18 protein-coding genes are annotated in these 17,007 nt (G+C 66.3%); 8 read left to right on the top strand and 10 right to left on the bottom strand.

Annotated features, from left to right (window positions below; genetic code table 11):
- Nucleotides 1-33 precede the first annotated feature (33 nt).
- Complete coding sequence (locus PKE71_RS11620; protein ID WP_271187146.1) at nucleotides 34-1,173, top strand: serine hydrolase domain-containing protein; 1,140 nt, start codon at nucleotides 34-36, stop codon at nucleotides 1,171-1,173.
- 235 nt (nucleotides 1,174-1,408) lie between these two features.
- Entirely contained in the window at nucleotides 1,409-1,738 is a 330-nt protein-coding gene (locus tag PKE71_RS11615; RefSeq protein ID WP_271187145.1) for a VOC family protein, read from the top strand.
- On the opposite strand, the gene PKE71_RS11610 is transcribed toward PKE71_RS11615, so the two are convergent.
- From PKE71_RS11610 to rarD, 3 genes are all read right to left on the bottom strand, one after another.
- Nucleotides 1,729-2,121, bottom strand: coding sequence for a VOC family protein (locus tag PKE71_RS11610; protein ID WP_271187144.1), 393 nt, complete (start codon nucleotides 2,119-2,121; stop codon nucleotides 1,729-1,731). The two genes, PKE71_RS11615 and PKE71_RS11610, sit on opposite strands and share 10 nt — an antisense overlap.
- On the bottom strand, nucleotides 2,121-3,086 hold the full coding sequence (locus tag PKE71_RS11605; RefSeq protein ID WP_271187143.1) for an alpha/beta fold hydrolase: 966 nt from the start codon (nucleotides 3,084-3,086) through the stop codon (nucleotides 2,121-2,123). The genes PKE71_RS11610 and PKE71_RS11605 overlap by 1 nt, the downstream gene beginning before the upstream one ends.
- 101 nt (nucleotides 3,087-3,187) lie before the next feature.
- Nucleotides 3,188-4,108, bottom strand: coding sequence for an EamA family transporter RarD (gene rarD, locus PKE71_RS11600; protein ID WP_271187142.1), 921 nt, complete (start codon nucleotides 4,106-4,108; stop codon nucleotides 3,188-3,190).
- A 163-nt stretch (nucleotides 4,109-4,271) separates the two neighbouring features.
- Between rarD and PKE71_RS11595 the strand changes: the two genes are divergently transcribed.
- On the top strand, nucleotides 4,272-6,278 hold the full coding sequence (locus tag PKE71_RS11595; RefSeq protein WP_271187141.1) for an acyltransferase family protein: 2,007 nt from the start codon (nucleotides 4,272-4,274) through the stop codon (nucleotides 6,276-6,278).
- Nucleotides 6,279-6,284: 6 nt separating this feature from the next.
- Here the strand turns inward: PKE71_RS11595 and PKE71_RS11590 are convergent, their stop codons facing one another.
- Together PKE71_RS11590 and PKE71_RS11585 are read right to left on the bottom strand one after the other, a co-directional pair.
- Entirely contained in the window at nucleotides 6,285-7,307 is a 1,023-nt protein-coding gene (locus PKE71_RS11590) for an aspartate-semialdehyde dehydrogenase (protein ID WP_271187140.1), read from the bottom strand.
- Nucleotides 7,308-7,533: 226 nt separating this feature from the next.
- The gene (locus PKE71_RS11585) at nucleotides 7,534-7,839 is read right to left on the bottom strand and encodes a hypothetical protein (RefSeq protein WP_271187139.1); all 306 of its coding nucleotides are present in this window, start codon (nucleotides 7,837-7,839) and stop codon (nucleotides 7,534-7,536) included.
- A 325-nt stretch (nucleotides 7,840-8,164) separates the two neighbouring features.
- On the opposite strand from PKE71_RS11585, the gene PKE71_RS11580 reads away from it, so the two are divergent.
- Nucleotides 8,165-8,377: a cold-shock protein gene (locus PKE71_RS11580; RefSeq protein WP_271187138.1), complete on the top strand. Its 213-nt coding sequence runs from the start codon at nucleotides 8,165-8,167 to the stop codon at nucleotides 8,375-8,377.
- A gap of 84 nt (nucleotides 8,378-8,461) precedes the next feature.
- Here PKE71_RS11580 and PKE71_RS11575 read toward each other — a convergent pair whose 3' ends face one another.
- Nucleotides 8,462-9,478 (bottom strand): glycerophosphodiester phosphodiesterase family protein, encoded by a 1,017-nt coding sequence (locus PKE71_RS11575; protein ID WP_271187137.1) that lies wholly within the window; start codon nucleotides 9,476-9,478, stop codon nucleotides 8,462-8,464.
- A gap of 62 nt (nucleotides 9,479-9,540) precedes the next feature.
- On the opposite strand from PKE71_RS11575, the gene PKE71_RS11570 reads away from it, so the two are divergent.
- Nucleotides 9,541-10,080 (top strand): hypothetical protein, encoded by a 540-nt coding sequence (locus PKE71_RS11570; protein ID WP_271187136.1) that lies wholly within the window; start codon nucleotides 9,541-9,543, stop codon nucleotides 10,078-10,080.
- Here the strand turns inward: PKE71_RS11570 and PKE71_RS11565 are convergent.
- Nucleotides 10,077-10,286: a hypothetical protein gene (locus PKE71_RS11565; RefSeq protein WP_271187135.1), complete on the bottom strand. Its 210-nt coding sequence runs from the start codon at nucleotides 10,284-10,286 to the stop codon at nucleotides 10,077-10,079. The genes PKE71_RS11570 and PKE71_RS11565 overlap by 4 nt on opposite strands.
- A 68-nt stretch (nucleotides 10,287-10,354) precedes the next feature.
- On the opposite strand from PKE71_RS11565, the gene PKE71_RS11560 reads away from it, so the two are divergent.
- Nucleotides 10,355-12,235, top strand: a complete 1,881-nt coding sequence (locus tag PKE71_RS11560) for a cation:proton antiporter (RefSeq protein WP_271187134.1) — start codon at nucleotides 10,355-10,357, stop codon at nucleotides 12,233-12,235.
- Here the strand turns inward: PKE71_RS11560 and PKE71_RS11555 are convergent.
- The 3 genes from PKE71_RS11555 to PKE71_RS11545 all read right to left on the bottom strand — a co-directional run bounded on the left by PKE71_RS11555 (nucleotide 12,229) and on the right by PKE71_RS11545 (nucleotide 13,189).
- Nucleotides 12,229-12,417 carry a hypothetical protein gene (locus PKE71_RS11555; protein ID WP_271187133.1) on the bottom strand — a complete coding sequence of 63 codons (189 nt, stop codon included), beginning with the start codon at nucleotides 12,415-12,417 and terminating at the stop codon, nucleotides 12,229-12,231. The two genes, PKE71_RS11560 and PKE71_RS11555, sit on opposite strands and share 7 nt — an antisense overlap.
- A 136-nt stretch (nucleotides 12,418-12,553) precedes the next feature.
- Entirely contained in the window at nucleotides 12,554-12,730 is a 177-nt protein-coding gene (locus tag PKE71_RS11550; protein WP_271187132.1) for a DUF1328 domain-containing protein, read from the bottom strand.
- A 21-nt stretch (nucleotides 12,731-12,751) separates the two neighbouring features.
- On the bottom strand, nucleotides 12,752-13,189 hold the full coding sequence (locus PKE71_RS11545) for a hypothetical protein (protein ID WP_271187131.1): 438 nt from the start codon (nucleotides 13,187-13,189) through the stop codon (nucleotides 12,752-12,754).
- Between the two features lie 129 nt (nucleotides 13,190-13,318).
- Here PKE71_RS11545 and PKE71_RS11540 point away from each other — a divergent pair, with 129 nt between their 5' ends.
- Together PKE71_RS11540 and PKE71_RS11535 are read left to right on the top strand one after the other, a co-directional pair.
- Nucleotides 13,319-15,310 (top strand): transglycosylase domain-containing protein, encoded by a 1,992-nt coding sequence (locus PKE71_RS11540; RefSeq protein ID WP_271187130.1) that lies wholly within the window; start codon nucleotides 13,319-13,321, stop codon nucleotides 15,308-15,310.
- A gap of 104 nt (nucleotides 15,311-15,414) precedes the next feature.
- Nucleotides 15,415-16,989: a hypothetical protein gene (locus tag PKE71_RS11535; RefSeq protein ID WP_271187129.1), complete on the top strand. Its 1,575-nt coding sequence runs from the start codon at nucleotides 15,415-15,417 to the stop codon at nucleotides 16,987-16,989.
- Nucleotides 16,990-17,007 lie beyond the last annotated feature (18 nt).

Raw genomic sequence — 17,007 nt, 5'->3', positions numbered from 1 at the left:
TCGGGTGCCCCGGAACGGGTTAGCCAGATCGTCATGACCACCGACACTCTCCCCGCCGTCCACGGCTCCGTTGCGCCGGGTTTCGAACCCGTCCGCGACGCGTTTCTCGCCAACTGGTCCGATCAGGACGAGATCGGCGCCGGTTTCGCCCTGCGTATCGATGGCGAGACGGTCGTCGACATTCACGCCGGCTGGGCCGATCGCAAGAAATCACGGGACTGGCAGGCCGACACGCTGGTGCCGGTCTATTCGACCGGCAAGGCGGTGGCGGCGCTGGTCATGGCCAAGCTCGTCGATCGCGGTCTTCTGCAATACGACGTGCCGGTGGCCGATTACTGGCCGGAATTCGCCGCGGGCGGGAAGTCGCAGGTCACGGTGGCGCAGGCGCTGTCGCACCAGGCGGGCCTGTCGGGGATCGCCGAGGAGATGGATGCGGGCGACTGGTTCGATGCCGCGAAGATCGAGGATCGTCTGGCCCGCCAGGCGCCGTTATGGGAGCTGGGCACCGGCTCGGGCTATCACCCGGTCACCTTCGGCTTCATCGCCGACGCCCTGGCGCGCCGCACGGACGGACGATCGATCGGCGCCATCCTGCGCGAGGATATCTGCGGCCCGGCCGGGATCGATTTCCATGTCGGCCTGCCCGAAAGCGAGCATGCCCGCACAGCCGAACATGCCATGCCGCGCCAGGTGCCCGATCTGGGCGAGCGGACGCGGCCGCGTGAACTGGCCTTCCTGAAGGCCTGGTCCTCGCCCGGCCGCCGCGGCGCCACGGAATGGCGCAAGGCGGAATTTCCCGCCGCCAATGCCCATGCGACCGCGTCTGCCCTGGCCCGCCTGATGGGCGTCTATGCGCTGGACGGCAAGCTGGACGACAAGCGCTTCCTGTCGGCCGCCACGCTGGAGGCGCTGGTCAAGGAGCGCGTCGCCGGGCCCGACAAGGTGCTGCCCTTCGATCTTTCCTGGGCGGCCGGTGTGATGCGCAATACCCGCACGCAATTCTACGGCCCGACGCCGGAGGCCGTGGGCCATTCCGGCTGGGGCGGGTCCTGTGCCTTCGCCGATCCGGTCCGGCGCCTGACCGGTGCCTATGTGATGAACCGCCAGCAGCACTATCTCGCCGGCGACCCCCGCCCCATGCGGATTATCGAGGCGGTTTACGGGTGTTTGTGAGCCATCTTTCCCCTTGATGGGGAAGGTGGGTCAGCGCGAAGCGCTGGGCCGGAAGGGGTGAACCCCGGTGGTCCGTTGTTCTGCGTGCGTTTGCCGGCGCCTCGCCCCCACCCCATCCACCACGCCTTCGGCGCGGTCCCCCTTCCCCATCAAGGGGAAGGATAAATTACCGTTTCTCCGAGACTTCCTGGAACTCCGCCGCTAGCCTGTGACCCGGAGACGGCAGGAGACGCGCATGTATCTGGGACATTTCTCGGTTTCGCTGGCGGTGAAGGATATCCGCAAATCGCTGACCTTCTACGAGGCGCTGGGGTTTGAAAAGCTTGACGGCGATGTCGAGCAGAACTGGCTGATCCTGAAGAGCGGCGAAGCGAAGATCGGCCTGTTCCAGGGCATGTTCGAAGAGGACCTGCTCACCTTCAACCCGTCCGATGCCCGCGCGCTGGAAAAGGCGCTTAAAGACAAGGGTATCGAGCCGGAAACCGGCACGTCCGGCGATGAGGGTCCGGCGCACTTCGTGCTGAAAGACCCGGACGGCCGCACCATTCTCGTCGATCAGTTCTGAGCGGACACCGGACCGATCAGGTCCCAGTCATTGCCGTAGAGATCGCGGAAGACCGCGACGCGCCCGTAGGCCTCGTCGCGGGGCGGGCGGACGAATTCAACGCCGTTCGCCCGCAGGCGGGCGTAGTCGCGATCGAAATCCGCCGTTTCCAGAAAGAAACCGACGCGGCCGCCGGCCTGACGGCCGACCGCCTTGGCCTGGTCCGGGCTGGCCGCCCGCGCCAGCAGGAGCTTCGCGCCGCCGGCACCGGGCGAAACGACGACCCAGCGCTTGATGTCCGAAAGCCGCGTATCCTCGATCAGCTCGAAGCCCAGCGCGCCGCAATAATGGGCGATGGCCCGGTCATAATCGTCAACAACGAGGGTGACCTGGAACAGATGCATCAGCTGCCCGCAGCCGGAAAGCGCCGCTGCAGCCAGTCCAGCATGTGGGTGTTGAGCAATTCCGGGGCTTCCCACATCGTCCAGTGGCCGCAGCCCTCGATGATCTGGAATTCCACGTCCTTGCACAGGGCGGGCATCCAGCCGGCCAGCTTCGGCGGCAGCATGAAATCCTTCTCGGCCGAGACCATCAGGCAGGGCATGGCAAGCCGGTGGTCGACACCGCCCATGCGCCGCCAGTTGGCGTCGAAATTCCGGTAGAGATTGATGCCCGGTGTGAAGCCCGTGGCGCGATAGGCATCGGCATAGACGGCGCGGTCTTCCGGGCCGACGACAATCCTGTCTTCCGGACGGCCCTGGAAGCTCTCGAACTGTTTGGGGAGGTGGGTGACCTGCGGGTAGAGGTCTTCCGGATCGCCCTCCACCGGGGTTCCGAAGATGAAGGCGAAGAAGTCGTCTTCGCGGCCCTCGAACCGGCTTTCGGCATAACCCGGCTCCTGGAAGCGCAGGATGTAGTGATCCTCGCCGCCGATCTGCCGGAAGGTGTTCGTGGGCGGTTCGGCGCCGCGCGGCAGGTGGGGCGTGTTGACGCCGATCACGCCGGCAACCCGCTGCGGGGCCAGCATGGCGGCATGCCAGACGATGATCCCGCCCCAGTCATGGCCGGCGAAGACAGCGGTCTCATGGCCCAGCGCGTCGAGCAGCCCGGTCAGGTCGCCCACCAGCGTGTCGATATCGTAGGCGTCGACGCCTTCGGGGCAGTCGGACCCGCCGAAACCCCGCAGATCGGGCGCGATCACGCGGTAGCCGGCCTCGGCCAGCACACCGATCTGGTTCTTCCAGGACCAGGCGAGCTCGGGCCAGCCATGGGCGAGGATGAGCGGCTGGCCGTCTTCGGGTCCGGCAAGGTGGACGGCGAGCGTGATGCCGTTCGTGGCGATACGTGTGGCGGGGGGGAAATCGGTCATCGGGCCTCTCCGGTCCTGAAACCTCTTGGGGATCAGGCGATTATTGTTGCGGCGCAGGAGAGAACAGGCACCCGGCTTGGTCAAGGCCGCAGCCGGATGGACTATTCCGCTTCCGCCTGGGCCTCGGCGGCGACGGCCCGCTTCTTCTGTCGCCGCAGGGTCGAGTAGGCGAACATGCCGACACCGGCCCAGATGAAGGCGAAAGTGACAAGGTGGGAGGCGGTGAAGGTCTCGCCGCCCATCACGCCGATCGCGAACTGCATAGAGGGCGCGATGAATTGCAAAAGGCCCATGGTCGACAGGTGCAGTCCGCGCACGCCGATGGCGTAGAGCAGCAGCGGTACCACCGTCACCAGGCCGGCCGCCATCAGCATCAGCGCCTGGGCGGGGCTTTCCTGGAAATGGCCCAGCCCGTTCAGCTGCAGGATGGTAAGCCCGACGATCGCGATGGGCAGGTTGAAGGAGGTTTCCCAGAACAGGCCGATCCGGCCGTCAACGGCGGCGACCTTGCGCAGATAGCCATAGGCCGTAAAGGAGGTGGCCAGCGCCAGCGAGATCCACGGCACCTGGCCGACGGCGATGATCTGGTTCGCCACGCCGAGCGCGGCCAGCACGATGGCGGCGATGCGGAACGGGCCGAGCGGTTCGCGCAGGACGATCACGCCGACCGCCACACTCATCAGCGGGTTGATGTAATAGCCCAGCGATGCCTGCAGCACGTGGCCGGAATTCACCGCGAAAATGAAGATCCACCAGTTGACCGAGATCAGGGCCGCCGTGCCCACCAGTGTCAGGATTGTCCGGCGATCGGCCAGGACGGCCAGGGCCTGGCGCATCTTGCCCGAGACCGCCAGCACCAGGGCCAGGATCGGCACCGCCCAGATAATGCGGTGCATCACGATCTCGAACGGGTTGGCGAAATCCAGTGCCTGGAAGAAGAGCGGCGCCACGCCCCAGATCAGATAGCTGGACAGGCCGGCCGCCAGCGCGGGGCGGATGTCGGTATTCGGCTCGGACGACATGCGACACTCCCTCGCGCAGCATTCCCAGCACATAGGATGAGCGTGCCGGGAATGCGACCCGTTTCCTGTGCATGTCTGTCATGCCGGCGGTCACGCAGGGTCATTGCACAAGTGTGCGGATCGATCTTTTGTTATAGGAGCGGGCGCATCGGACGGGGGGATCATGCGGCACAAGACGGACTATCGGCCGGACATCGACGGGCTGCGTGCGATCGCGGTGCTGGCGGTTGTCCTGTTCCACCTGGATATCGAGGTGTTTTCCGGCGGGTTTGTCGGCGTCGACGTCTTCTTTGTGATCTCCGGCTTCCTCATCTCTTCCATCATTGCGGCCAAGGCCGAAGCCGGCCGCTTCTCGTTCCGGGATTTTTATCTGGGACGTGTGCGCCGGATCATTCCGCCGCTCGTGGCCACGGTCGCGGCCACCTTCATTGCGTCAGCCTTCATTCTGACTCCGGACGATTTTCAACGTTTTGCCCGCAGCGCTGTTGCTGCGCTCGCCTCTGTATCGAATATCGTCTTCTACCTGGAGGCCGGCTACTGGGACACGGCCTCGGAGCTCAAACCGCTTCTGCACACCTGGTCACTGGGGGTCGAGGAACAATTCTATCTTGTGTGGCCGGCCGTGATCGTGGGGACGCTGGCGCTGGCCGGCCGTGCGCGCCTTCCCGCGATCCTGGCCGGTATCGCGGTTCTGGGTTTCCTGGCGACGCTGATCTATGGCTGGCGGGACCTGTCGGGCGCCTTCTATCTTTTCCCCTTCCGGGTCTTCCAGTTCGCTGCAGGCGCGGCCCTGGGATGTCTCGTTCGGCTGGAGGCCTGGCCGCGCCGCAATCCGCCTGGCTGGGCGCGGGACGGCGTGCTTCTGGCGGGGCTGGTGTCGGTGCTGGCCAGCATTCTTCTGTTCGACGGCGAGACGGCCTTTCCCGGCGGGGCGGTACTCCTGCCGACCCTGGGGGCCGTCGCGCTGCTTCTGTCCGGGAGTTTCACCAACCGGCAGGCCGGCCTCGGCCGTGCGATGCTGGAAAACCCGGTCAGTGTCTGGCTCGGCAAAATATCCTACGCCCTCTACCTCGTTCACTGGCCGGTCGTCGCGCTTTACCGCTATCGCACCGGGCTGGATCTGACGCCGGTCGAGCAACTGGCGCTGGCTGCAGCGATGCTGGTGGCCGCGGCCGGCCTGCACTACGGGCTGGAGCGGCACTTCTACCGGCGTGCCGGTCAGGCTGCGGCGACGTTCAGACTGACACCGGGGGCGTTTGCGCTCCGGACGGTGGCCGTGAGCCTGGTTTTCGCACTTGTGGCGGGACATGCGTGGTTCGCCGGCGGCTGGGCGTGGCGGATACCGGATCTGTCACTGACGGCGGAACAGATCGAGGCCGGACAGAGAGCCCGTTTCTCCCGTCAGGACGAGGTCTGCCCGATCGAGGCGTTCTACAGCGGAAATCCGCTGTGCAACCGGCCGGATGCCAGACGTGTCCTGTTTCTCGGGAACTCCCACGAGCCCGATGCCTACAACTTCCTGCTGGGCGGTTTCGGCGGTCAGCCGGGCCTGGAATTCGTTCGCTTCGGCACGACGAATCCGTGCGGCCGCATCGAAATAGCACCGGACGGACGGCTGGTGTCCGGCCGGCCGGCCTGTGCGGACAGGCTCGAGGTTCTCAACCGCGACGATTTTCTCGCATCGCTCGACGACCTCGTCTACGCCGTCCGGGGGCCGTTCTGGTCGAACAAGCGCGGTTTTGTCGACCTGCTTGCCTGGCTCAAGGCCCGCAACCCCGACCTTCGCATCATTGTTATGGGCGGGTATTTCTCGACCGATATCCCGTGCGCGAGAATCGTGAACGAGACGGGAGACCCGCGCAATTGCGCCGCGCCGGAGCATGTCACCGGGTTCGAGGGCCATCCGCAGGAAGAGCCGCTCTATGGCGAGGTCATGGCGCTGGCGGATATGTATATCGACCGGGTGGCCCTGTTGTGCGAGGAGCGCCGGGCAGAAACCTGCCTCACCCGGACACCCGAAGGCGTCCCCGTCTTCTATGACGAGCACCACATGTCTCTGGAATTCGCGGAAATGGCCGGCCGGATGTATGCCGGGCAGAACCCGGACCTGTTCGGTCCGCCGCCGACGGCCGCACCCGGCACCGTGACGGTGCCGGGCGGCGGGCAATAGCCGGTATCAGCTGTTTTTCAGCAGGCCCTTGTTGAGCAGGCCTTCGGCGATCTGCACGGCGTTCAGGGCGGCGCCCTTGCGCAGATTGTCCGAGACGACCCACAGCGCGAGGCCGTTCTCGACCGTGGGGTCCTCGCGGATACGGGACACGAAAGTCGCGAATTCGCCGACGCATTCGACCGGCGTCACATAGCCCTCGTCCTCGCGCTTGTCGATGACCATCAGGCCGGGGCTTTCGCGCAGCAGGGCGCGGGCCTCGTCGGCCGACAGTTCGTCTTCCAGCTCCAGGTGTGCCGCGATCGAGTGACCGACAAAAACCGGCACCCGGGCACAGGTGGCGAAGAGCTTGATCTTCGGATCGAGGATCTTCTTCGTCTCCACCGTCATCTTCCACTCTTCCTTGGTGGCGCCGTCTTCCATGAAGACGTCGATGTGCGGGATGACGTTGAAGGCGATCTGCTTGGTGAATTTCTGCGGGGTCGGCTGGTCGTTGACGTAGATGCCCTTGGTCTGGGTCCACAGCTCGTCCATGCCTTCCTGGCCGGCGCCGGAGACGGACTGGTAGGTGGCGCAGGATACGCGCTTGATGCCGGCACGGTCATGGATCGGCTTCAGGGCGACGACGAGCTGGATGGTCGAGCAGTTCGGATTGGCGACAATGCCCTTCTTCTTCACGCCATCCAGGGCGTCCAGATTGACCTCGGGCACCACCAGCGGCACGTCCGGATCCATCCGCCAGGCCGAGGAATTATCGACCACGATGGCGCCGGCCCTGGCGATCTTCGGCGCCCATTCCTTCGACGGCTCACCGCCGGCAGACATCAGGACAAGGTCGACCTTGGAATAGTCGAAGGTCTCCACGTCCTGGCATTTCAGCGTCTTCTCGCCATAGGAGAGCTCCACGCCCATGGATTTGCGGGTCGCCAGTGCATACACCTCATCGGCGGGGAACAGCCGTTCCGCCAGAATGGTGAGCATCTCCTTGCCCACCGCGCCTGTTGCACCGAAAACCGCGACTTTCACGCCCATCTTGACTGACCTTTCAGCATGCCCGGAGTTGATCTCGTGCCGACAGGTGACGCCTTAAACCCCTCATTGAGGCAAGGCTAGGGCGGAGTTCAGGGAAAGCGGGGTTGCGGGCAAATTTTTTCCTAACCCCGCGGTCTTCGGGTGGCCGCGTGGACGGATCGACTTCACTTTTGCGGGTTTGTGGGGCGTTCTTGCCGGCGCCGAGGTGTCTGGCTGAGGGGCGCCGCTAGCGCGTCTTCTGCATGCGCAGCCAGATGCGCCAGGCGACGAGGCCGGCAAGCAGCAGGACGATCAGATCGAGCGCGTTGAAGCCCAGAAAGAGTGGCGTGATCAGCCGCTGCAGGACGCCCCAGCGGCCGTCATAGATCGTCTCGCCCTGGCGGGCAAAGCCGATATAGACCGCGACGCCGACCATCAGGGCGGCCCCGAAACCCGCCAGACGGATCATCGCGCCGGGGTTGAAACCGCCGGTGGACCGGCGCTGCCGGTCACGCTGGCGATGGGTGCGGTCGAGAAAGCGGCGTCGGCTCATACCGGCAGGAGTATGCGATCTTCCGGCGGGGTCAAGCCGCCACGGCTGCATGGCCTGGCGTGGACAGCAAGGTTTTGTTGCGCATGCCACAAGAGTTTCATTTGCTTTGCGAGCAAATCCGTGCGCATATCCGCGGCGACGGGCGGCCCCAGAGGCCGGACGGAATTCTGATCGCCTACCCGGTGGCGCCCGTGAGGGGGTCACATCGGACACCTAGACTTCAGCCTTCCCCGACTTTCTACGTCCGTAATACCAGTGTCAGGGCGCTGACATTGCATTTTTTCTATGCCCGCACGCAGGGCACGCATTCAAGGGAAGGTTCCCCATGGCCACAGGTACGGTCAAATTCTTCAACCAAAGCAAAGGCTTTGGCTTCATCACCCCGGACGAGGGCGGCAATGACGTCTTCGTGCACATCTCCGCTGTCCAGGCTTCTGGCCTGCCGGGGCTGAACGACGGCCAAAAGGTCTCCTTCGAGACCGAACCGGACCGTCGCGGCAAGGGACCGAAGGCGATCAACCTGCAATACGCCGACTAAGGCGCAGCAGGATCCAAAGATCGAACGGCGTGGAGAGCAATCTCCACGCCGTTTTCTTTTGCCGATGGGTTTGTTGGCCGGGGCCTATTCGCCGGCCGCCTCGCCGGTCATGGCATCGCGCACCGCCACTGCGGTGGCCGGAAAGTCGGCGAACACACCGTCCACGCCCAGCCGGTAGACGCGTTCCAGCTCCGTGGCGATATCGATATCCCCGGCCAGCGGGACATCGTCGCGGAAGGTCCAGGGGTGGACCTCAAGGCCCAGCGCGTGGGCGCGGGCGACGAAACCGGTATCCTCACCGGCTTCGGTAATGATCAGGCTCTTGGCCGGCCCGACGGCATCGGCAAACACGGCCAGATCGTCCAGCGCGACACTCGGCTGCAGCGGATCGGCCGAGGGGTCGAGTTCCTGCATCGGGAAGACCAGCATCGCCAGCGGCGTGTCGATCTCGGTATTCAGCCGCGCCAGGAAATCCGGCTCGAAACACTGGATGGTCATCGGTGCATCGGCGCTGTCGAGCCCGCGCTCGCGCAGGATGCGGACCAGTTCGGGCAGCGGGTCGAGACCGATCGAGACATAGTGTCCGGGCACCTTTACCTCGGGCTCGGTGAGCACGCCGTATTCCGCGGCGAGGTCGAGGACCTCCTCGAAGGTCGGGATCAGGAATTCGCCGTTGAAGCCGGCATCGCGCTGGGGCCAGGGCTGGATGGCGCGCAGGGTGCGCAATTCGGCGAGCGTGAAATCTTCGACCCACCAGTCGGCCCGGCCGTCGAGCTCACGCCGGCGGTCGGCGAATTCGGGCCGGCCGGCAATGTCGGTCGTGGTCGAGAGATAATGGTCGTGGCGGGCCACGAGCACACCATCGGCCGTCATCACCAGATCGGGCTCGATCACGTCGGCGCCCTGTTCGATGGCCAGTTGATAGGCCGCCAGCGTATGCTCGGGCCGATCGCCGCTGGCGCCGCGATGGGCAATCACGAGTGGTGGCAGGCCAGACAGGGTCTGCCACTCGATCGGCGCAACGGTGTCTTCCTCGCCGCAGGCGGCCAGTCCGGCAGCCAGCGAAAAGGCCAGTCCGGCCAGAATGATGTGTCGGCGCATCTTTCCCTCCCCGTGCATTGCGCGGCACACTAGCGCGAGCCCTGCGGCAAGAGGAGTGACAAATGAGCGACAAGTCGCGTTTCGACACGCTGACCGAAGCCGCCGAGCGCTATGGCCGGTTGAGCCTGGACAACTACGCCATCGTGCGCAGCGTCGCCGAGAATGTGTCGGCGGGCTTCTGCCGCTATCTCGGCGATGACAAGGGTGTGTGCGTGCATCTCGTGCCGCCGGAGGGCGCCTGGGTGCCGCAGCCCTATCGCTCCGGCGCTTTTTCTGTCTCGGGAACCGGTTTCCTGCCGCTGGGGCCGATCAGTTTCGGCCTGGCTGTGAAGGTGTCGCGCACGGGCGACTGGATCCGGCTTGTGCTGACCTGCGCCAAGAAGGGGCATCACATGGAGATCGCCATCGCCAACGGGCCGGTCTTCGATATCGGCCTGCCGGTCTCGGATGCCGAGCTGTTCGACCTGTTCGAGCGGTTGCACGCGCATCTGGTGCGCTGGTTCGATGATGCCGCTGATCTCTTCGAGCATGGCGATTATGGCGGGCAGTCCATCGGCTTCGACTTCCTGCACAACGACACGGCCGAAAAGGGCGAGGGCTAGAACGGCCAGGCCGATGCCAGGCCAGCACCGCTCGCCAGTGTAACCGCGAGCCCGGACATCATGCGCCGTCGCAACACGACACCGCCGGCCATCCGGGCTGCGGTGGCGAGGTTCGAGGCGCCGATCAGCGTGACCGGTCCGCCGATCAGCAGCGCCGTGGCGAATGAAACGAGGGCGAGTTGGAACTCGAGCGGTAGCGTGGTCATGACAGCCTCCCCGACTGTTTGCCGTCGCACAGGCGACGGCGGGTTCGAAACGCGCTAACAACGCCGCCATGATGCACGCACCGCCTGACCTCACCCTGACTATCGCACTCATCGCCGGTTCAGGCGTTGCCGCTCAATGGCTCGCCTGGCGGCTGCGCTGGCCGTCCATCGTGCTGATGATGGGGGCCGGTCTCCTTCTGGGGCCGGTCTTCGCGCTGATCTCGGGCGCGCCCCTGCTCGATCCGGAAGCGAGTTTCGGCGGCTATCTGCGGCCGATGATCGCCCTGGCGGTCGGCGTGATCCTGTTCGAGGGCGGTATCACCCTGAACTTCCGCGAGCTGCGTGGCGTGTCGAAACCGGTCTGGCGGCTGGTTCTGCTGGGTGTGCCGCTCAACGGCATCCTGGCGACGCTGGCGCTGCACTATGTGGCGGGCCTGGCGCTCGACCTGTCGGCAATGATCGGTGCGCTTTTGACCGTCACCGGGCCGACCGTCGTGCTGCCGCTGCTGCGGCAGGCAAAACTGCCGCCGCGTATCGCCTCGGTGCTGAAATGGGAAGGCATCGTCAACGACCCGATCGGCGCGCTTGCCGCCGTGTTCGTGTTCGAGGCCGTGCGCCAGACTGCGCTGGGCCAGGACTGGGCCGGTGCGGCCGGGGCGCTGGCCTTCGGCGCGGTGATCGGGGCCGGGCTGGGCATTGCCTTCGGCTTCGGCCTGTCGCGGGCCTTCCGCCGCGGCTGGGTGCCGGAACAGATGAAGGCGCCGCTCGTGCTCGCCTCGGTTCTGGTCTGCTTCTCCTCGGCCGAAGCGCTGGCGCACGAGACCGGCCTGGTCGCCGTGACGGTGTTCGGCCTTGTCGTCGCCAATTCGCGGCTGGCCTCGATCGAGGAAATGCGCCGCTTCAAGGAAGGCATCGCCTCCATTCTCGTCGCGAGTGTCTTCGTTGTGCTCGCCGCCGGGCTGACGCCGTCGGCCCTGGCCGAGCTGAACTGGCGGCATGCGGCTTTTGTGGTGGTGCTGATCCTGATTGCCCGGCCGCTCGGCATCTTCCTCGCGACCCTGAATTCCGGCCTCAATCTGCGCGAAACCGCCTTTGTCGGCCTGATCGGTCCGCGCGGTGTGGTCGCGGCGGCGACCGCCGGACACCTGGCCGCCGAGCTTGTCGAGGCCGGCCGCGAGGACGCCGCCATCCTGGCGCCGCTGGTCTTCGCAACCGTGTTCGCCAGCGTGGTGGGCTGCGGCTTTGCCGTGACGCCGCTGGCGCGCCTGTTCGGCCTGTCGCAGTCAGGGCCGGAGCGGCTGCTGATCGTCGGTGCCAATCCCTGGAGCCTGGGGCTTGCGGGTGTGCTGAAGAAGATCGAGGTGCCGCACACGGTGGCCGACACCAGCTGGCGGCGCCTGCGGGCTGCACGGCTGGACGGGCATGACGTCTATTACGGCGAGGTGCTGTCCGAGGCTGCCGAGTGGCGGCTGGAACCGTCGCGTTTCTCGGCCCTCATCGCGGCCTCCGCCAATGATGCCTACAACGCCCTGGTCTGTATCGACTATGCGCCCGAGCTGGGCCGGTCGCGCGTCTACCAGCTGTCGGCCCATGAAGGGCTCGACGAGGGCGAGCGGGGCGAGGACGATCCCCGCTCCATCGCCTTCACGGCCCGGGGCCGGACCCTGATCCGGCGCGGCCGCGGCTATGACGGTCTGGCGCGCGACTGGTGGCGCGGCTGGCGCTTCCGCACCACGCGGCTGACCGAGGAATACCCGCTGTCGCGCTATCTCGAAGATCTCGACGAAAACGCCGACCTCGTTCTGGCGCGTCAGCCGAACGGCACACTCATCCTGCTGGGGCCGGGGCGCGAGCCGCCGGAAGCGCCGGGAAGTGTGATCGTCAGCTTTGCGCCGCCGCGTGACGGGCAGGCCGAGAGCGGCGAGCCCGCCGGTCCGGCGCGTCAGTAGTCGGGGAAGTCGTCGACCGGTTGCGAACCGCCGGGCCGGGCGCCGCCGCAATAGGGCCAGTTGTCGGCATTGGGGTCGCCATGGGGGCAGACCGCGTCGCTGCCTTCATAGATGACGCAGCCGGACAGGCTTGCCGCGCCCAGCAGCGCCGCACACACCAGAAACACACGCTTTACGGTCATTGGAAGCACCCCTTGTGGAGCCCCAATGGTGACGCCAGCTCGCGACCTGCGCAAGTCCGCCTGACCATCAAAAAAACGCGCCCCGGATGTCCCGGAGCGCGTTTTCGTCCAGCCGGTCGTTTGTGACCGGACGGGTTTAGGCGGGCGGTGACTGGCCGCGGATGGCCCGGGCGACGAGCGCCAGGACAAACAGCGCCAGGAACACCACGAACAGGATCTGTGCGATGCCGGCAAAGGCGCTGGCCAGGCCGCCGAAACCGAGAATGGCGGCGACGACCGCAAGGATGAAGAACAGAATTGCCCAGCTGAGCATGACGGACTCCTTTTTTGCTTCTTATCCAGTGACGGATCCGGCGGCGTCGATCGGGCCGGCGCGCGGCGGCTCCGGGGCCGGTTCCACGCGGGCTGCGCGGTATCCGGCCACGAGTTCGGACCAGCTTTGGTGGGCGACGATCGTGTTGGCGTCCGGCCGGTAGTCGAGAAAGCCGACGGCGTGCTCGATCGTCATGCCCGGAATGGCGTCCGGTCCCGTCCAGGCGATTTCCAGAGCGGCGATGCTGTCATCGGGCCGTCTCAGGACGGTGATGACGTGACCGCGGGCAATCCCGGTCCTGTCCGTCACGGACAGGGCTTCGAGTGTGGCGGTCGAAACAGGCATCGCGGTTGCCGTTTCCGGCGGGCGATTGCGCAGTTCGAGCACCGGGGGCTGGGCGAAACCTGCAATCAGCAGGCTTCCCAGCGCGGCGCCGGCCAAGTGTGTCAGCCTGGACATGACGGGCCTCCTTGCCGCTCGAGTATTCAACGCGCAGCTGCGCCAGGCGTTCCCCGCCACCGGCCCCATTCATGGGGAATTAACCCTGGAGGCGGCAGATAGGGCGTCCGGATTCACACAGGAAATGCCATGGCCCGCCGGCCCCGAAATGCCCCTGCGGCCGACCGCGCCCGCCCGGCGCCCGCGCGCCGCAGACGGCGGCGTGGCGGCAAGCCGGGCCTGCCCCTGTGGCGGGTCTTTGCGGCTCTCTTCGTCATCGGGACCCTGGCCGCCGCCGCGCTTCTGGTATCCGTCGCGCGCGATCTGCCCGACACGTCCAGCCTCGCCGCGGTCGAGCGCTCATCGACCATCGCCTTCCTGGACCATCGCGGCCGCCTGATTGCACGCCGCGGATCCGCCCATGGTCACGAAGTCGCGGTGGCGGACCTGCCGCCCTTCCTGGTCGATGCCGTGCTGGCGGTCGAGGACCGGCGCTTCTACAGCCACCCCGGGGTCGACGTGATCGGCCTGTCGCGGGCCATGCTGGCCAATATCCGCGCCGGTCATATCGTGCAGGGCGGGTCGACCCTGACCCAGCAGCTGGCGAAAAACCTCTTCCTCTCGCCCGAGCGCACCTGGCGCCGCAAGCTGCAGGAAATGATGCTCGCCTTCTGGCTGGAGAGCCGCTTCACCAAGGACGAGATTCTCGAGCTCTATCTCAACCGCGTCTATTTCGGCGGCGGGGCCTATGGCATCGAGGCGGCGTCGCTGCGCTATTTCGGCAAGCCCGCCAGCGAGGTGTCGCTGGGCGAGGCGGCGCTGCTGGCCGGCCTCCTGAAGGCGCCCTCGCGCTACAGCCCGGTCAATGATGCCAGCCGTGCCGCGGCGCGGGCCACGGTCGTGCTCGACCTGATGATGCAGACCGGCCGCATCACCGAGGCCGAACGCGTTGCGGCTGCCAGCACGCCGATCCGCGTATCGCGCGGCGCGTCGAGCCCGGGCGCGCAGTATTTCATCGACTGGATTTTCCCGTCCGTCCGCGAAATCGCCGGTCCCAGCCATGGCGATCTGGTGGTGCGCACGACGCTTGATGTGGATGCCCAGCGCGCTGCTGAAGCCGCTCTGGAGGGCGTGCTGGCCGATCCGGCCCGCGCCGCCGGGGTCAGCGAGGGCGCACTCGTCTCGCTGGCGCATGATGGATCAGTGCGTGCCATGGTCGGCGGGCGCTCCTATGTCCGCTCGCAGTTCAATCGCGCGATCCTGGCCAGCCGGCAGCCCGGCTCGGCCTTCAAGGCCTTTGTCTATGCCTCGGCCTTCGAGGCCGGCCTGTCACCGGACGATGTGCGCGACGACCGGCCCGTGCGCGTCGGCGACTGGGAACCGCAGAATTACAACGACACCTATCGCGGCGAGATGACCCTGCGCGAGGCCTTCGCCCGCTCCTCCAACTCCATCGCCGTGCAGATCGCCGAGGAGACCGGCCGCGGCCATGTCGCCCGGCTGACGCGCCGGCTGGGCATGGAAAGCCCGATGCGGGCCGACCGCTCGCTGGCGCTGGGCGCCTATGAAGTCACGCCGCTGGAACTCGCCGGGGCCTATACGCCCTTTGCCAATGGCGGCTACCGGGTCTCGCCCTTCGGCATCATCTCCATCGAGACCGAAGCCGGCGATCTGCTGTTCGAAACGCCGCCGCCGGCCGATCGCCGCGTGCTGGACGCGCGCACGGTTTCGCGCATGCAGGATCTGCTGCGCGCCGTCGTGGTGTGGGGCACGGGCCGAAATGCGGCGGTGCCCGGCCTTGAGACCGGCGGCAAGACGGGCACGACCAATGATTTCCGCGATGCCTGGTTCGCCGGTTATGGCGCCGACGTGGTGACGGCGATCTGGACCGGCAATGACGATAATGCGCCGAGCGATCACGCGACGGGGGGCGGTCCGCCCGCCCTGATCTTCAGCGCCTACATGCAGTCGGCGCCGCACAGCGGACTGGCCAGCGGCCATTCGCGCCCCGCCGGAGATGGACCGGCCATCGCGCCGCCGGTCGGCGATGCCGAAACCGTCGCCACCCCGGCCGGGCGCGAGGAGCCGCGCGATCCGATCGCCGCTTTCCTGGCGGGTCTGGGGGGACCCGACAGCGAGTAATCCCCCGCGCAATTACACCTGTTTTGCAGGACGCCGCGCAGGCACGGTGCTAGGTTGCGTGCCGAGGGACCGGTACGAACTCCTGTCATCGAAAGAGGGGACCCATGAGACTTGATATCCTGCCCGCGCTCGCCCTGTCCGGCCTGGTCGTGACCGCATTGCCGGCTGGCAGCGCCCTGGCCCAGAGCCGTGCCGATGCGGAGGCCGCGCTGACGCGCATGGGCCTCATCGGCAGCGCCAGTGAAGACTTCAGCTATGCCGACGCGTCCTGGTCGCGCGGCCGCTACATCCTGTCCGATGTCGTGGTCCGCAATCTCGACATCGCAAACGAAGATATCGATGTCGACGGTCCCGGGGAAATGAACATCGCGCGCATGATCTTCGAAGCACCGCGCATCAATTCCGACGACGATGTCGTGTTCGACGCCTTCGCGGTCGAAGGGCTGTCGATGATCGATGCCGATGGCGGCCGGGTCGAGATTTCCCGGATTGCCGTTGACGGCCCCAATGCGGTGATGGCGGCCGATCTGGCGCGCTTGCTGTCGGGGCAGGACGATTTCGATCCCGACTGGTCGGCCTATCGCTTCGAGTCCCTGGGTTTTGAGGGTTTCGGTGCGCAGGGCGATGACGGCGAAGGCCCGTTCGACATTTCCGTTGAACAATTCATCCTGCAGGACTTCGGCGATGTCGAGCTGGGCCGGATGGCGCTGATGAATGTCTCCGTCGACGCCGTGTCCGAAGGCGCACCCGTAGCCTTCCGTCTGGGCGAGCTGTCCGTGACCGGTTTCCAGTCCAGCGCCTATTCCGAACTCATGGAAGCCATGGCCAGCGGGGCCGGCGAGGACGAGGTGATGAGCGCGTATTACCGCAGTGCCTTCTCGCCGCAGCTGGACCTGTTCGACCGGTTTGCCATGCGCGGGCTCGAAGGGTCGGCGGAAGGCGTCGGCTTTGCACTCGACAATCTGGTCGGCACGATCAACAAGGCCGGATCCCGCTATACATGGGATTTCGCGCTCGATTCCGCCCGCATCGTTCCGGACGCGGCGCAGGAAGCCGGCGCCCAGGTCGCCACCGCGATCGGCATGCTGGGCTATGAAAGCCTCGAGCTGAGCATGGCCTCCAGCGCCGTCTATGACGAGAGCACGGGCCGGATGCAGACCGTCGGCGATAATTACCTGGAACTGCGCGACGGCGTCCGCCTGGAAATGGAGCAGGATTTCGGCGGGTATGACGAATACTACGCCGCCCTGCCGGAAATGGCCGAACGTTTCGGCGAGGGCGCCAAGGAAGCGCCGTCCGAAGACGCCGATGCCGTACTGGAGATGATGGCACCGATCATCCTGTACAATATGTCCCTTCGCATCGTCGATCAGTCCCTGCTCGAGCGGGCGCTGGAAGCCGGGGCCGCTGCCCAGGGCATCACGACCGACGAGTTGCGGATGCAGACCGCGGCCATGGTCGGCATGGGCATGATGTCCGCGCCGCCGGAAATCCCGCGCCCGCTGCTCTCGCAGCTGTCCGGTGCGCTCACCCAGTTCATCAATAATGGCGGCAGCCTGACCATCGATGTGACGCCGCCGGAACCGGTCAGCATCGGCACGATTGCCGAACAGGTCGAGGACGGCACGTTCGACTATAATGCACTGGGGATCACGTTCAGCGCCGACGCGCCGCAATAGCGGCGACCGGCGGCAACA

Source organism: Maricaulis virginensis, assembly GCF_027922185.1.
GTDB classification, from domain to species: Bacteria; Pseudomonadota; Alphaproteobacteria; order Caulobacterales; family Maricaulaceae; genus Maricaulis; species Maricaulis virginensis.
This window is presented reverse-complemented; position numbering and strand designations above follow the sequence as displayed.

What these genes read in the sequence shown, in the direction of transcription:
- PKE71_RS11620 (WP_271187146.1), top strand. Translation starts at nt 34, where the DNA reads ATGACCACCGACACTCTCCCCGCCGTCCACGGCTCCGTTGCGCCGGGT.
- PKE71_RS11615 (WP_271187145.1), top strand. Translation starts at nt 1,409, where the DNA reads ATGTATCTGGGACATTTCTCGGTTTCGCTGGCGGTGAAGGATATCCGC.
- PKE71_RS11610 (WP_271187144.1), bottom strand. Translation starts at nt 2,121, where the DNA reads ATGCATCTGTTCCAGGTCACCCTCGTTGTTGACGATTATGACCGGGCC.
- PKE71_RS11605 (WP_271187143.1), bottom strand. Translation starts at nt 3,086, where the DNA reads ATGACCGATTTCCCCCCCGCCACACGTATCGCCACGAACGGCATCACG.
- rarD (WP_271187142.1), bottom strand. Translation starts at nt 4,108, where the DNA reads ATGTCGTCCGAGCCGAATACCGACATCCGCCCCGCGCTGGCGGCCGGC.
- PKE71_RS11595 (WP_271187141.1), top strand. Translation starts at nt 4,272, where the DNA reads ATGCGGCACAAGACGGACTATCGGCCGGACATCGACGGGCTGCGTGCG.
- PKE71_RS11590 (WP_271187140.1), bottom strand. Translation starts at nt 7,307, where the DNA reads ATGGGCGTGAAAGTCGCGGTTTTCGGTGCAACAGGCGCGGTGGGCAAG.
- PKE71_RS11585 (WP_271187139.1), bottom strand. Translation starts at nt 7,839, where the DNA reads ATGAGCCGACGCCGCTTTCTCGACCGCACCCATCGCCAGCGTGACCGG.
- PKE71_RS11580 (WP_271187138.1), top strand. Translation starts at nt 8,165, where the DNA reads ATGGCCACAGGTACGGTCAAATTCTTCAACCAAAGCAAAGGCTTTGGC.
- PKE71_RS11575 (WP_271187137.1), bottom strand. Translation starts at nt 9,478, where the DNA reads ATGCGCCGACACATCATTCTGGCCGGACTGGCCTTTTCGCTGGCTGCC.
- PKE71_RS11570 (WP_271187136.1), top strand. Translation starts at nt 9,541, where the DNA reads ATGAGCGACAAGTCGCGTTTCGACACGCTGACCGAAGCCGCCGAGCGC.
- PKE71_RS11565 (WP_271187135.1), bottom strand. Translation starts at nt 10,286, where the DNA reads ATGACCACGCTACCGCTCGAGTTCCAACTCGCCCTCGTTTCATTCGCC.
- PKE71_RS11560 (WP_271187134.1), top strand. Translation starts at nt 10,355, where the DNA reads ATGATGCACGCACCGCCTGACCTCACCCTGACTATCGCACTCATCGCC.
- PKE71_RS11555 (WP_271187133.1), bottom strand. Translation starts at nt 12,417, where the DNA reads ATGACCGTAAAGCGTGTGTTTCTGGTGTGTGCGGCGCTGCTGGGCGCG.
- PKE71_RS11550 (WP_271187132.1), bottom strand. Translation starts at nt 12,730, where the DNA reads ATGCTCAGCTGGGCAATTCTGTTCTTCATCCTTGCGGTCGTCGCCGCC.
- PKE71_RS11545 (WP_271187131.1), bottom strand. Translation starts at nt 13,189, where the DNA reads ATGTCCAGGCTGACACACTTGGCCGGCGCCGCGCTGGGAAGCCTGCTG.
- PKE71_RS11540 (WP_271187130.1), top strand. Translation starts at nt 13,319, where the DNA reads ATGGCCCGCCGGCCCCGAAATGCCCCTGCGGCCGACCGCGCCCGCCCG.
- PKE71_RS11535 (WP_271187129.1), top strand. Translation starts at nt 15,415, where the DNA reads ATGAGACTTGATATCCTGCCCGCGCTCGCCCTGTCCGGCCTGGTCGTG.